Annotated in this window: 14 protein-coding genes; 6 read left to right on the forward strand and 8 right to left on the reverse strand. The window is 67.5% G+C overall.

Features of this window, described 5'->3' with window-relative positions:
• Positions 1 to 32: 32 nt before the first annotated feature.
• Positions 33 to 1,229, reverse strand: coding sequence for an MFS transporter (locus tag HQN78_RS06550; protein WP_235088631.1), 1,197 nt, complete (start codon positions 1,227 to 1,229; stop codon positions 33 to 35).
• A 136-nt stretch (positions 1,230 to 1,365) separates the two neighbouring features.
• On the opposite strand from HQN78_RS06550, the gene HQN78_RS06555 reads away from it, so the two are divergent.
• Entirely contained in the window at positions 1,366 to 1,965 is a 600-nt protein-coding gene (locus HQN78_RS06555) for a TetR/AcrR family transcriptional regulator (protein ID WP_235088632.1), read from the forward strand.
• A 13-nt stretch (positions 1,966 to 1,978) separates the two neighbouring features.
• On the opposite strand, the gene pcaD is transcribed toward HQN78_RS06555, so the two are convergent.
• The 4 genes from pcaD to HQN78_RS06575 all read right to left on the reverse strand — a co-directional run bounded on the left by pcaD (position 1,979) and on the right by HQN78_RS06575 (position 5,380).
• Entirely contained in the window at positions 1,979 to 2,761 is a 783-nt protein-coding gene (gene pcaD, locus HQN78_RS06560) for a 3-oxoadipate enol-lactonase (RefSeq protein ID WP_235088633.1), read from the reverse strand.
• A 75-nt stretch (positions 2,762 to 2,836) separates the two neighbouring features.
• Complete coding sequence (gene pcaF, locus HQN78_RS06565) at positions 2,837 to 4,039, reverse strand: 3-oxoadipyl-CoA thiolase (RefSeq protein WP_235088634.1); 1,203 nt, start codon at positions 4,037 to 4,039, stop codon at positions 2,837 to 2,839.
• Positions 4,036 to 4,695, reverse strand: coding sequence for a 3-oxoacid CoA-transferase subunit B (locus tag HQN78_RS06570; RefSeq protein ID WP_235088635.1), 660 nt, complete (start codon positions 4,693 to 4,695; stop codon positions 4,036 to 4,038). The genes pcaF and HQN78_RS06570 overlap by 4 nt, the downstream gene beginning before the upstream one ends.
• On the reverse strand, positions 4,688 to 5,380 hold the full coding sequence (locus HQN78_RS06575; RefSeq protein WP_235088636.1) for a 3-oxoacid CoA-transferase subunit A: 693 nt from the start codon (positions 5,378 to 5,380) through the stop codon (positions 4,688 to 4,690). The genes HQN78_RS06570 and HQN78_RS06575 overlap by 8 nt, the downstream gene beginning before the upstream one ends.
• Positions 5,381 to 5,550: 170 nt before the next feature.
• On the opposite strand from HQN78_RS06575, the gene HQN78_RS06580 reads away from it, so the two are divergent.
• From HQN78_RS06580 to HQN78_RS06600, 5 genes are all read left to right on the forward strand, one after another.
• Complete coding sequence (locus tag HQN78_RS06580) at positions 5,551 to 6,360, forward strand: IclR family transcriptional regulator C-terminal domain-containing protein (RefSeq protein ID WP_235088637.1); 810 nt, start codon at positions 5,551 to 5,553, stop codon at positions 6,358 to 6,360.
• Positions 6,361 to 6,464: 104 nt separating this feature from the next.
• Positions 6,465 to 7,667, forward strand: coding sequence for a PAS domain S-box protein (locus HQN78_RS06585; RefSeq protein ID WP_235088639.1), 1,203 nt, complete (start codon positions 6,465 to 6,467; stop codon positions 7,665 to 7,667).
• Entirely contained in the window at positions 7,553 to 7,936 is a 384-nt protein-coding gene (locus HQN78_RS06590) for an ATP-binding protein (RefSeq protein WP_235088640.1), read from the forward strand. Before HQN78_RS06585 ends, HQN78_RS06590 begins: the two co-directional genes overlap by 115 nt.
• Positions 7,933 to 8,379 (forward strand): response regulator, encoded by a 447-nt coding sequence (locus HQN78_RS06595; protein WP_227108433.1) that lies wholly within the window; start codon positions 7,933 to 7,935, stop codon positions 8,377 to 8,379. The genes HQN78_RS06590 and HQN78_RS06595 overlap by 4 nt, the downstream gene beginning before the upstream one ends.
• 5 nt (positions 8,380 to 8,384) lie before the next feature.
• On the forward strand, positions 8,385 to 10,145 hold the full coding sequence (locus HQN78_RS06600; protein ID WP_235088641.1) for a bifunctional diguanylate cyclase/phosphodiesterase: 1,761 nt from the start codon (positions 8,385 to 8,387) through the stop codon (positions 10,143 to 10,145).
• 37 nt (positions 10,146 to 10,182) lie between these two features.
• Here the strand turns inward: HQN78_RS06600 and HQN78_RS06605 are convergent, their stop codons facing one another.
• From HQN78_RS06605 to cobO, 3 genes are read right to left on the reverse strand one after another with little or no spacing between them, the layout of a single operon-like run.
• Positions 10,183 to 10,788 carry a hypothetical protein gene (locus tag HQN78_RS06605; RefSeq protein ID WP_235089766.1) on the reverse strand — a complete coding sequence of 202 codons (606 nt, stop codon included), beginning with the start codon at positions 10,786 to 10,788 and terminating at the stop codon, positions 10,183 to 10,185.
• The gene (locus tag HQN78_RS06610) at positions 10,689 to 11,486 is read right to left on the reverse strand and encodes a hypothetical protein (RefSeq protein WP_235088642.1); all 798 of its coding nucleotides are present in this window, start codon (positions 11,484 to 11,486) and stop codon (positions 10,689 to 10,691) included. The genes HQN78_RS06605 and HQN78_RS06610 overlap by 100 nt, the downstream gene beginning before the upstream one ends.
• Complete coding sequence (gene cobO, locus HQN78_RS06615; protein ID WP_227108427.1) at positions 11,486 to 12,088, reverse strand: cob(I)yrinic acid a,c-diamide adenosyltransferase; 603 nt, start codon at positions 12,086 to 12,088, stop codon at positions 11,486 to 11,488. Before cobO ends, HQN78_RS06610 begins: the two co-directional genes overlap by 1 nt.
• Between the last annotated feature and the right edge of the window lie 21 nt (positions 12,089 to 12,109).

Here is a 12,109-nt window from a genome sequence, read left to right on the forward strand (position 1 = left end):
TTGAGGCGGCCCTTGCCGTTCGATGCCGCGGCCTAGGCCGTTTTCTCTTGCAAAGAGCGGGCTATCCGGCGCTGCCCGGCCAGCGCGATCACGGCCATCAGCGCGCCGGCGGCCAGGGTCACGCCGAAACCGGCGCGCACGCCGACATGGTCCACCACCCATCCCGTCGCCGCCGCGCCCAGCGCCACGCCGCTGGCGAGGCCGGTGATCAGCCAGGTCAGGCCCTCGGTCAGTTGCGCCGGCGGCGCCATCTCCTCCACCAAACCCATGGCCACGATCATGGTGGGCGCGAAGAACACGCCGGCCAGCAAGACGCCGGCGCTCAACATCCATAGATTGGAGACCAGCAGCAAGGGCAGGGTGGCCAGCGCCGTGGCGGCGGCCGCCCAGACGAAGAGCCGCGCCAGCGGCATGCTGGCCTTGCGCGCGCCGAACAGCAGGCCGGCCAGGCAAGAGCCTATCGCGTACACCGACAAGACGATGCTGGCCGCCGCCGGCTGTCCCTGCTGCTGGGCGAAGGCGACGCTGATCACGTCCACGGCGCCGGCGATGGCGCCCAGCGCCACCAGGGCCAGGATCAGCACCCGCATGCCGGCCAGGGCGGCGACGGAGCCGCGCCGTTCTTGGGTTTCGGGGTGCACCGGCGGTTCGGTGCCGGTTTGCGCGCAGAAGGCGGCGACGCCGACGGCCAGCAAGGCGGCGGCGAGCAGCGGGCCGGCCTGCGGAAACGCCGCCACGCTCAGGCCCACGGCGATGGGCGGGCCGACGATGAAGCAGACCTCGTCCAGCACCGATTCCAGCGAAAACGCAGTGTGCAGGCGCGGCGTGCCGCGGTAAATCTCGGTCCAGCGCGCGCGCGCCATCGCCGACATGCTGGGCATGCAGCCGGCGAAGGCGGCGGAGACGAACAGCGTCCAGGCCGGCCATTGCGCCCAGCTGCAGAACAGGAGCGACAGCATCGCCGCCACGCTGAGCGCGGTGGCCGCGGGCAAGACCCGGCGCTGGCCGTAGCGGTCCACCGCCCGCGACACCTGTGGCGCCAGCAGCGCCATCGAAAAGGTGAAGGTGGCGGCGACGGCGCCGGCCAGCCAGTAGGAGCCCGAGGTTTGCGACAACATGGTGATGATGCCGATGCCGGTCATGGAAATGGGCATGCGCGCCACCCAGGCGGCGGCGGAGAAGGCCAGGCTGCCGGGGTGGGAGAACAGGCTGAGGTAGGGGTTGGCCATCGGGTTTCCTTGTGGCGGACGGCGCTGATCTCGCCTGGTCCGCTGTTTTAATATACGCGACGTATGCTAAACTAATTGACATACGCGCCGTATGTCAACAGCGGCGCGACGGTCAATGCGGAAACAGGGGAGCGGGATGATGAGCAAAACACGCAGCGAAGCCATGGAGGAAACCCGGCGCAGGCTGTTGCTGTCCGCGCGCCGCAGCTTTGGCGCCGACGGCTATGCGGCGACGGTGATGGATGAGCTGACCGCCGCGGCCGGCGTGACCCGCGGCGCGCTCTACCACCACTTTGGCGACAAGAAAGGCTTGTTGCTGGCGGTGGCCCAAGAATTGGACGCCGAGATCGAGGCCGGCCTGGCGCTGGCGGAGCGCGAGGCGGCGGACCCGTGGCAGGGCTTCAAGCGCCGCTGCCGCGCGTATCTGCAAGCGGCCACCCAGCCGGAGGCGCAGCGCATTCTGTTGCGCGACGCGCCGGCGGCGCTGGGCGCGGAGTACGCGCAGGCCGGCCAGCGGCAGTGCGTGAGCAATATCGCCGAGCGTTTGCGCGCCTTGATGGACGCCGGCCTGATCCGCCGCGCCGACTCGCAGGCGCTGGCGCGGCTGATCAACGGCGCGCTGGTGGAAGGCGCCGGCTGGGCGTCCGGCGCCGAGCGGCCGGCGGAGGCGCTGGCCCAGACGCTGGACGCGCTTGAACCCTTGCTGGAAGGCCTGCGGCTAGGCGCGGCCGGCTGAACAATCGGACGGCTCAGGCCGCGTCCAGAAAGTCCAGCAAGGCCCGCTCGAAGGCGAGCGGCGCTTCCAGATTGGACAGATGGGAGGCGGGCAGCCGCGTCAGGCGGGCGTTCGGCATCGCCGCGGCCATGGCTTCCGCCTCAGCCACTGTGGTCACCGGATCGAGCAGCCCGGCGATCAGCAGCGCGGGCGCGGCGATGCGCGGCAAGTCCGCGCGCAGGTCGGCGTCGGCCAGCGCCTCGCAGCAGGCGGCGTAGCCGTCCGGCGCGGTGGCCGCCAGCCAGGCGCGCGCCTGCTCGACGATGTCCGGCGCCTGGGCGCAAAAGTCGGCGCTGAACCAGCGCTGATGCGCGCTGGCGGCCAGTTCGGCCAGGCCGCCGCCGCGCACCTGGGCGGCGCGTTGCCGCCAGGCTTCGCTTGTGCCTATCTTGGCGGCGCTATTGCTGACCACCAGGCATTGCAGGCGTTCCGGCGCGTGCGCGCCCAGCCACAGGCCGGTGAGGCCGCCCATCGAAATGCCGCAGAAATGAGCGCGCTCGATGTCCAGCGCATCCAGCAAGGACAGCGCGTCGCCGGCGAGGTCGGCCAGCCGGGGCGGAACGGCTCCGACGCCGCTGCCGCCGTGGCCGCGCGCGTCGTAGCGCAGCACGCGGTAGCGGCGGCTCAGCGCCGCCAGTTGCGGCCGCCACATTTCCAGCGTGGTGCCAAGCGAGTTGGACAGCAGCAGCGCCGGCGCGCCGGCCGGCCCGTCCACTTGGTAGCGCAGCGCGTGCGTGCCGAGTTTCAGCATGGGCATGGCGAATCTCCTTATCTATGCCTGGGATTTCAAAACCGCGGGGGCGGCGTCCCGCCGCGACATCTTAACCGGCGTTCAGACGCGCTCCATGATCAGCGCGATGCCTTGCCCCACGCCTATGCACATGCTGCACAAGGCGTAGCGGCCGCCGCCGCGCTGCAACTGATAGAGCGCCGTGGCCGCCAGCCGCGCGCCGCTGGCGCCCAGCGGATGGCCCAGGGCGATGGCGCCGCCGTTGGGATTGACGTGTTCGGCGTCGTCCGGCAGGCCCAGTTCGCGCAGCACCGCCAGCGCCTGGGCGGCGAAGGCTTCGTTCAGCTCGATCACGTCCATCTGTTCCAGGCGCAGCCCGGCCAGGGCCAAGACCTTGCGTATCGCCGGCGCCGGGCCGAAGCCCATGATGCGCGGCTCCACGCCGGCGCAGGCCATGGCCAGCACCCGCGCGCGCGGCGTCAGTCCATGGCGCTGCAGCGCGGCCTCATTGGCCAGCAGCAAGGCGGCCGCGCCGTCGTTGATGCCGGAGGCGTTGCCGGCGGTGACGCTGCCCTCGGGCCGCACCACGCCCTTGAGCCGGGCCAGCGCCTCCAGCGAGGTGGCGCGCGGATGTTCGTCGCGGACAACACGCAGCGGCTCGCCCTTGGGCCGCGGAATCGTCACTTCCATCAACTCGTCGTCCAGCCGGCCGGCTTCCTGCGCCGCGGCGGCGCGCTGCTGGCTGCGCAGCGCGAAGGCGTCCTGATCCGCGCGCGAGATGCGGAATTGCTCGGCCACGTTTTCCGCGGTTTCCGGCATCGAGTCCACGCCGTAGCGCTCGCGCAGCAACGGGTTGACGAAGCGCCAGCCCATGGTGCTGTCCTCGATGCGCAGATTGCGGGCGAAGGCGCTGTCCGCCTTGCCCATCACATAGGGCGCGCGGCTCATGCTTTCCACGCCGCCGGCTATCATCAGCTCGGCCTCGCCGCTCTTGAGCGCGCGCGCGGCCTGGCCGATGGCGTCCAGGCTGGAGCCGCACAGACGGTTGACGGTGCTGGCCGGCGTGGACGGCGGCAGGCCGGCCAGCAGGGCGGCCATGCGCGCCACGTTGCGGTTGTCCTCGCCGGCCTGGTTGGCGCAGCCGTAGAGCACATCGTCCAGCAAGTCCCAGTCCACGCCCGGATTGCGTTGTCGCAGCGCGCTCAGCGGCAGGGCGGCCAGATCGTCGGCGCGCAGGGCGGACAGGCTGCCGCCGTAGCGGCCGAAAGGGGTGCGGATGGCGTCGCAGATATAGGCCTGGCTCATGGCGTCTCTCCTTGGCGGGCGTCGGTCAGGGGCAGCGGCGTCAGCCGCTCTAGTTCTGCGAAATCCAGGCCGGGCACGCATTCGCGCACCAAGAGCTCGCCGTCGCGGAGGTCGATCACCGCCAGATCGGTATACACCCGGTGCACGCAGCCGATGCCAGTCAGCGGGTAGCTGCAGGCTTCCACCAGCTTGCAGTCTCCCTGCTTGTTCAGATGCTCCATCATGACGAAGACCCGCTTGGCGCCGATGGCCAGGTCCATCGCGCCGCCCACCGCCGGGACGGCGTCCGCCGCGCCGGTGTGCCAGTTGGCCAGATCGCCGCGCCGCGACACCTGGAAGGCGCCCAGCACGCAGATGTCCAGATGACCGCCGCGCATCATGGCGAAGGAGTCGCCGTGGTGGAAGAAACAGCCGCCGGGCAATAGGGTGACCGGCTCCTTGCCGGCGTTGATCAGCTCCGGGTCCGCCTGGCCGGGTTCCGGCGCCGGGCCCATGCCCAGCAGGCCGTTCTCGCTGTGCAGGAAGATATCCAGTTCCGGCGGCAGATAGTCGGCCACCCGGGTGGGCAGGCCTATGCCCAGATTGACGTAAGCGCCTTCGGGGATGTCGCGCGCCACCCGCGCCGCCATCTGTTCGCGGTCCAGTCGCTTATGCATGCCGGCCTCCTTGCATGGACTGGCCGGCGACGCAGACCAGCTTGTGAACGAAGATGCCCGGCGTCACCACGGTTTCCGGGTCCATTTCCCCCAGCGGCAGCAATTGCCCCACCTGGACGATGGTCTGGCGCGCGGCGGCGGCCATGATGGGGCCGAAATTGCGCGCCGCCTTGCGGTATTGCAGATTGCCCCAGCGGTCGCCGCGCCAGGCCTTGATCAGCGCGAAGTCGGCGTGGATCGGGTATTCCAGCACATAGTCGCGGCCTGCGATGCGGCGGGTTTCCTTGCCTTCCGCCAGCAGTGTGCCGTAGCCGGTGGGGGTGAAGATGGCGCCCAGGCCGGCGCCGGCGGCCTGGATGCGGGCGGCCAGATTGCCCTGCGGCACCAGTTCCAGTTCGATGTCGCCGGCGCGGTAGAGCGCGTCGAAGACCTGGGAATCCGCCTGGCGCGGAAACGAGCAGACGATCTTGCGCACCCGGCGCGCCCGCAGCAGCGCGGCCAGGCCGGCCTCGCCGTTGCCGGCGTTGTTGTTGACGATGGTGAGATTGCGCGCGCCGTGGTCTATCAGCGCGTCTATCAACTCCGCCGGCTGGCCGGCGACGCCGAAGCCGCCGATCATCACCGTGGCGTCGTCGTGGATGTCGGCAATGGCGGCGGCGGCCGAGCTTACCGTTTTATCTATCATCGACTGTCCTTTGCGGGCTGCGTGCAGCCATGAATGGAAAGGAGTTTGTGCGATTATCGAGCGATATGTTTTTAATCGCGCATTCAGCATGCTTGCCGGCCTGCCGCAGGGTCAATACGATGATCGCAATAGTGTGCGGTGATCGCTCAACGACGATAAAAGGTGACAAGATGCAACAGTGGCAAGAGGCGGCGGCCGAGAAGGGCGTGGAAGAGAACTTCAGCGGCGATCCCAATTACATGGCCTCGCTGGCGCGCGGCCTGGCGGTGATACAGGCGTTCTCGGCGCAGCGCCGCCTGCTGTCCACCTCGCAGATCAGCCAGCGCACCGGCATTCCGCGCGCGGCGGTGCGGCGCTGCCTGTACACCCTGGCCAAGCTGGGCTTCGTGGACAGCGAGGACGGCCGCCATTTCGCCTTGCGGCCGCGCATCCTGGCGCTGGGCCACGCCTATCTGGGCTCCACGCCGCTGGCGCGCGCCGGCCAGCCGGTGTTGCGCCACGTCAGCAGCAGCGTCAACGAATCCAGCTCCATCGCCATTCTGGACGGCGACGACATCCTTTACATCGCGCGCGCCTTCACCAGCCGCATCATGACGGTGGATCTGGACATCGGCAGCCGCCTGCCGGCGGTCTGCACCTCGATGGGCCGGGCGATGCTGAGCCGGCTGCCCGCCGCGGAACTCGCCCTCTTGCTGGACCGGGCGCGGTTGGTCCAGCACACGCAGCACACCCTGATTGAGCGGCCGGCGCTGGAGGCGGAGCTGGCGCGGGTGGCGGAGCAGGGTTACGCCATCATTGATCAGGAGCTGGAAATCGGCCTGCGCTCCATCGCCGTGCCCATCATCGGCGCCGACGGCCGCGCCGCGGCGGCCATCAATGTGGGGGTGCAGGCGGCGCGCGTCAGCCGTGAGGATTTGCTGTTGCGCATCTTGCCGGTGCTGCGCGAGGCCGCGGCGGAACTGGCGCTGCTGGCGGTGTGAGCCGCGCTGCGAGAACGACGCGGATAGGACATCAGAATTAACTGCGCGGCGGAAAACCCTATGCTAAACCTACAGCAATAAGACATAGGCGAAAGCAGGCTGTCATGTCGTTCAAATTTCCGGAAAGGGCGCCCGCCGGCGCTTCCGGCAATGCCGGGCTGGCCTCCGTGGTGGAGGCCGCTCCGGTGGGCGTGCTGGTGGTGGCGGCCGACGGCCGCATGCTCTACGTCAACAGCGCGCTGGAGAATATGTTTGGCTACAGCAAGGCCCAGTTGCTGGGCCAGGCGGTGGAAATGCTGCTGCCGGCCGATATCCGCGAACGCCATCTCGATTTTCGCCAGCTGTTTTTCTCCCATCCCACGCCCAGAACCATGGGCAGCGGCCGCGAGCTGTTCGCCCAGCATGCGGATGGCCGCCAGTTTCCCATTGAAATCGGCCTCGGCTCCATGCCGCACGAAGATGAAATCTGCGCGGTGGCCTTTGTCAGCGACATCACGCCGCGGCGCCGGCTGGAGCATCGCTTCGCCAAGGTGGTGGCCTCGCTGCCCATCGGCCTGCTGATGGCAGGCGCGGACGGCAAGATCTCAATGACCAACCAGGCGCTGGACGCCCTGTTCGGCTACTCGCCGGGAGAATTGACCGGCCAGCCGGTGGAGGTGCTGCTGCCGCAACGCGTGCGGCAGGGCCACCCGGCTTTGCGGGCCGCCTTCGCCAAGGCGCCGGAAGTCCGGGCGATGGGCTCGGGGCGCGATCTGCTGGCCCAGCATAAGAACGGCAGCGAATTCCCGGTGGAAGTGGGCTTGACCCCGCTGGAAACGGAAGGAGAGCGGCTGGTGCTGGCCGCGATCACCGACATCTCCCTGCGCAAGAAATTTGAGGAGACGCTGCAGCAGGCCAACGCCCAGCTGGAGGAGTTCACCTATGTGGCCTCCCATGATTTGCGCTCGCCTTTGCGCGGCATTGCCGACCTGATCTCCTGGATACGCGAAGACCTGGACCCGTCCCAGCTGAGCGCGGACATCGAGAGAAACTTTGTCCGCGCCGAGGAACGCATCGCCCGCGCCGAACGCATGATAGAAGACCTGCTGGAATACGCGCGGGCCGGGCGCCAGGACGAGCGCGTCGAGGAAGTCGATCCCGGCCTGCTGGTGCGCGAGACCCTGGAGCTGCTCGATATCCCCCGGGCTTTCAAGTGGAAGTGGAAATCAAGGCCCGGCCGTTTCCCGCCGCGCGCACGCCGCTGTCGCTGGCGATCCGCAATCTGCTGTCCAACGCCTGCAAGCATCACGGCGGCGGCAAGGGCGTGATCCGCATCGCGGTGGAGGAGGACGGGCGCTTCAATCTGTTCACGGTGGAAGACGACGGCGTAGGCGTGCCGCCAGGCTCGGAAGAACGCATTTTCAAGCTGTTTCACCGCGCCAGCAGCCAGGCGGAAGGGCATGGAGTGGGCCTGGCGGTGACGCGTCGCATGGTCAATAGCAATGGCGGCACGGTGGTGCTGGATAGACACGGCACGCTGGGCGGCGCCTGTTTCCGCATCCGCTGGCCGCGGTTTCCGCTCAAGGAGGTGGGATGATGGCAAGCGTGGCGGTAGCGAGCGATATCACGGTTTTGCTGGTGGACGACGACGACGTGGCCATTGAGGGCGTCTTGCGCGGCGTGCGCCGTCAAGGGCTTGAATGCAAGATGGTCACCGCCTGCGATGGCCTGGAGGCCTTGCAAATCCTTCGCGGCGCGCATGACAGCAAGCGGATCACCAGCCCCTTTCTGATCCTGCTGGATCTCAATATGCCGCGCATGGACGGTTTTCAATTCCTGGAAACCATCCGCGCGGACAGCCAGTTGCGCAACTCGGTGATCTTCGTGCTGACCACCTCCTCGCGGGACGCGGACCGCATGCGCGCCTACGAGGAAAACGTGGCGGGTTATATGATGAAGTCCGCCGTGGGCCCGCAGTTCGTGAAACTGATGGAGCTGCTGCATTCCTACGCCCAGTCCGTGGTTTTACCCGCCCGGTAATCAAGATGATCGACGACGTCGAATGCCTGTTGGAAACGCCGCCGCAAGTCAGCGTGCTGGTGGTGGACGACGACGACGTCGACCGCGAGCGCATCATTCGCCTGCTGCACCGAAACGCCCTGTGCTCCCAGATTCTAGAAGCGGACTCCAAGGCCAGCGCCTTGAAGCTGCTGGGCCGGGAGTTGTTCGACTTCGTGTTTCTGGACTTCAAGCTGGACGACGGCGACGGCCGCGAACTGGTGCCGTCCATCCAGCAACGCAACCAATCCTGTCTGATCGTGGCGGTCACCGGCACCGGCAATGAGCGCATCGCCGCCGAGGCGATCAAGCTGGGCGTCTACGAATACCTGCCCAAGTTCGAACTGACCGAGGACCGCCTGCGCCAGACCATCAGCGACGGCGTGCGGGTGGCGGCGATACAGGCCAAGCTGCGCGAAACCGAACAGTTGTTGCAGCACCGCAGCCTGTACGACTCGCTGACCGATCTGCCCAACCGCAATCTGTTTCTCGACCGCCTGGATCAGCTGTGCGCCTTGCACGCTCGCAATCAACTGCCGTTCGCCGTGCTGATGATAGACCTGGACCGCTTCAAGGAGGTCAACGACAAGCTGGGCCATCAGGCCGGGGATTTGGTGCTGCGGGAGGTGGGGGCGCGTTTCGCCACCCTGCTGCGCGGCTCGGACACCATCGCGCGCCTGGGCGGCGACGAATTCGCCGCCTTGCTGCTGGAAGTGGATAGCGCAGAATGCGCGCTGACCATGGCGGAAAAAGTGGGCCATACGCTGGACGCGCCCATTCTGGTGGGCGAGCACGCCTTGTCGATAGGCGCGTCCTTCGGCGTGGCGATGTGCCCGCAGCACGGCTGCGATCCCGCCCAATTGCTGTCCCGCGCCGATATCGCGATGTATCAGGCCAAGAGCCATCTGGGCGCCGTCGCCTTGTACGCGGGGGAAAACGACAAGCCCTGGCCCAAGGCGGGGCAAACCACCCAGGCCCTGATCACGCAATTGACCCGGGCGATCCAGCAAGGCGAGCTGGAAATGCATTATCAGCCCAAGGTCAGGCTGGATACCGAGGAGGTGGTGGGTTTCGAAGCCCTGGTCAGATGGAACAGCCCGGCGCAAGGGCGAGTGAACCCCGATGACTTCATGCCCACGCTGGAGTCATGCAATCTCTTGAGCCGCTTCACTTATCTGACGCTGGAGCTGGTGCTGTCCCAGCAACAAAGCTGGATCAGCCAGCGACAAAAGCCGTTCAAGGTGGCGGTGAACATTTCCGCGCGGATGCTGGAGGACAATCGGTTTGTCGAAGAAGTGATGGCGCGGCTGGCGCTCTACAAGGTTCCGCCCAGCCTGCTGGTGCTGGAGTTGACGGAAACCGCGCTGGTCATCAACCCGGTCAAGGCCAAGGAAATGATAGAACAACTGCACGCTCAGGGCGTGTCCTTGTCGATAGACGACTTCGGCGCGGGCTTCACCTCCTTTACCTATCTGAAAAGCTGCCCCATCACCGAGATCAAGCTGGACAAGGCGTTTGCGCAGGACTTGGAGCCTGGCTCCTTCAACGCCTCCTTGATTCAGTGCATGGCGGTCTTCTGCCAAAGCCGCGCCATTGACTTCATTGTCGAAGGCGTTGAGCGTAAAAAGTATTGGCCGGTCTTGATGCAACTGGGTTGCTGCCTGGCCCAGGGTTTCAGCATCGCCAAGCCGATGCCGGCCGCCAAGGTCTTGTCGTGGTGGGAGACCTGGGAGCAAGGCAAGTCATGAGGGCGAGCCGGCCGCGTCTCGGATCGCGGGCAAGGGCTCAGGCAACGGCTGAGGGCAGAAACAGGCTTGCCGCGGCGCGGGGGTTGGACGGGAAATAGGCGTGGAAATAGCTGGCCAACAGGCTGCCGCTGCGGTACAAGGCCTCGCCGGTTCCGGCGCCGCTGGCGCGCGCGGCGCGGGCGATCGGCTCCAGCGCCGTGTCCAGCCGGGTGTAGTGGAAGGTGTGGCCGCGCAGCGCGCCGCCGGGGAAGGTCATTTTTTGAAGTCCCAGCCCGCATAGCCTGTCTTGAAGGACCGCGCGGCCGGGCAGCAGGCCCAGCATAGACGCGCTGTCGCCGTCGCGACGGGTCAGCCGGTCCAGCAGATAGAGCATGCCGCCGCACTCGGCGTAGAGCGGCTTGCCGGCCGCTATATGTCCATGCAGCCCCGCTTTCAGCGCGGTGTTGGCGGACAGCGTGTCCAGATGCAGTTCCGGATAGCCGCCGGGCAGGTAGACGGCGTCGCAGTCCGGCAGCGCCGTGTCGGCCAGCGGCGAGAAGAAGCTCAGCTCCGCGCCCAGCTGGAGCAGCGTTTCAAGATTGGCCGGGTAGACAAAGGCGAAGGCGGCGTCGCGGGCGATGGCGATGCGCCGGCCGGCCAGCAGTTTCGGCGGCTCGGCGGTCGCGGCGGGGGGAAGGCCACCGCCGGCGGCAGCGCGGCCAAGGCGGTGGCGGCGATCTGGCCCGCCATGCGTTCGAGACGGATGTCGAGGTCGGCGATCTCCTGCGCCTGCACCAGACCCAGATGACGCTCCGGCAGCCGCGCCGCCTCGTCCCGGCGCAGCGCGGCCAGCAAGGGCAGATGGGCCGGCAACTGCTGGGCCAGCATTTCGGCGTGGCGATCGCTGGCGACATGGTTGGCGATAAAACCGTGAAAGGCCAGGCCGGGGCGGAAGCTGGCCAGACCGTGGGCGACGGCGGCGAAGCTCTGCGCCATGCCGGCGGCGTCTATCACCGCCGCCAGCGGCACGCCGAGCAGGGCGGCCAGATCGGCGCTGCTGGGCGTGCCGTCGAACAAGCCCATGCTGCCTTCGATCAGGATCAGGTCGGCCTCGGCGGCGGCCTTGTACAGGCGGGCGCGGCAATCGTCCTCGCCGTTCATCCACAAGTCCAGGCCATAGACGGTGTGGCCGCTGGCCCGCTCCAGCACATAGGGGTCCAGGAAATCCGGCCCGGTCTTGAACACGCGGACCCGGCGGCCCTGATTGCGGTGATGGCGGGCCAGCGCCGCCGTCAGCGTGGTCTTGCCCTGGTGCGAGGCGGGGGCGGTCAGGAACAGCGCCGGGCAGCGCAAGGACGTCATCAGAACTCCACCCCGCGTTGCGCCTTGATGCCTTGCTCGCGGTAAGGGTGTTTGACCAAGCGCATTTCGGTGACCAGGTCCGCGGCCTCAAGCAAGGCCTCCGGCGCATGGCGGCCGGTGACCACCACGTGCTGCATCGCCGGCCGGGCGGCGAAGGCGGCCAGCACTTCGTCCAGCGGCAGGTATTCGTACTTCAGCACCACGTTCAATTCGTCGAGGATCACCATCTCGTAATCCTCGCTCTCCAGCATCGCCAGCGCCTGCGCCCAGCCCTTGCGCGCAGTGGCGATGTCGGCCTCGCGGTCCTGAGTGTTCCAGGTATAGCCTTCGCCCATGGTATGGAAGTCGCAGTTGTCGAAGCCGCCCAGCAGATCGCGTTCGGCGGTATGCAGCGCGCCCTTGATGAACTGCACCACGCCCAGGCGCATGCCGTGGCCGACGGCGCGCAAGCCCATGCCGAAGGCGGCGCTGCTCTTGCCCTTGCCGGTGCCGGTGTTGACGATGAGCAGGCCTTTTTCGCCGGTGGCGGCGGCCTTTTTCTTTTCAAAGCCCGCCTTGCGCTTCTCGGTCATGCGCTGGTGGGAAGCCGGATCGGTTTTCATCGTGTCGTCCTTGTGTGGGGC

Origin of the sequence: Chromobacterium sp. Beijing, from assembly GCF_021496765.1 — a bacterium.
Taxonomy (GTDB): Bacteria; Pseudomonadota; Gammaproteobacteria; order Burkholderiales; family Chromobacteriaceae; genus Chromobacterium.

Excerpts from the sequence above, each read along its gene's own strand:
- HQN78_RS06550 (WP_235088631.1), bottom strand. The coding sequence starts at position 1,229 with ATGGCCAACCCCTACCTCAGCCTGTTCTCCCACCCCGGCAGCCTGGCC.
- HQN78_RS06555 (WP_235088632.1), top strand. The coding sequence starts at position 1,366 with ATGATGAGCAAAACACGCAGCGAAGCCATGGAGGAAACCCGGCGCAGG.
- pcaD (WP_235088633.1), bottom strand. The coding sequence starts at position 2,761 with ATGCCCATGCTGAAACTCGGCACGCACGCGCTGCGCTACCAAGTGGAC.
- pcaF (WP_235088634.1), bottom strand. The coding sequence starts at position 4,039 with ATGAGCCAGGCCTATATCTGCGACGCCATCCGCACCCCTTTCGGCCGC.
- HQN78_RS06570 (WP_235088635.1), bottom strand. The coding sequence starts at position 4,695 with ATGCATAAGCGACTGGACCGCGAACAGATGGCGGCGCGGGTGGCGCGC.
- HQN78_RS06575 (WP_235088636.1), bottom strand. The coding sequence starts at position 5,380 with ATGATAGATAAAACGGTAAGCTCGGCCGCCGCCGCCATTGCCGACATC.
- HQN78_RS06580 (WP_235088637.1), top strand. The coding sequence starts at position 5,551 with ATGCAACAGTGGCAAGAGGCGGCGGCCGAGAAGGGCGTGGAAGAGAAC.
- HQN78_RS06585 (WP_235088639.1), top strand. The coding sequence starts at position 6,465 with ATGTCGTTCAAATTTCCGGAAAGGGCGCCCGCCGGCGCTTCCGGCAAT.
- HQN78_RS06595 (WP_227108433.1), top strand. The coding sequence starts at position 7,933 with ATGATGGCAAGCGTGGCGGTAGCGAGCGATATCACGGTTTTGCTGGTG.
- HQN78_RS06600 (WP_235088641.1), top strand. The coding sequence starts at position 8,385 with ATGATCGACGACGTCGAATGCCTGTTGGAAACGCCGCCGCAAGTCAGC.
- HQN78_RS06610 (WP_235088642.1), bottom strand. The coding sequence starts at position 11,486 with ATGACGTCCTTGCGCTGCCCGGCGCTGTTCCTGACCGCCCCCGCCTCG.
- cobO (WP_227108427.1), bottom strand. The coding sequence starts at position 12,088 with ATGAAAACCGATCCGGCTTCCCACCAGCGCATGACCGAGAAGCGCAAG.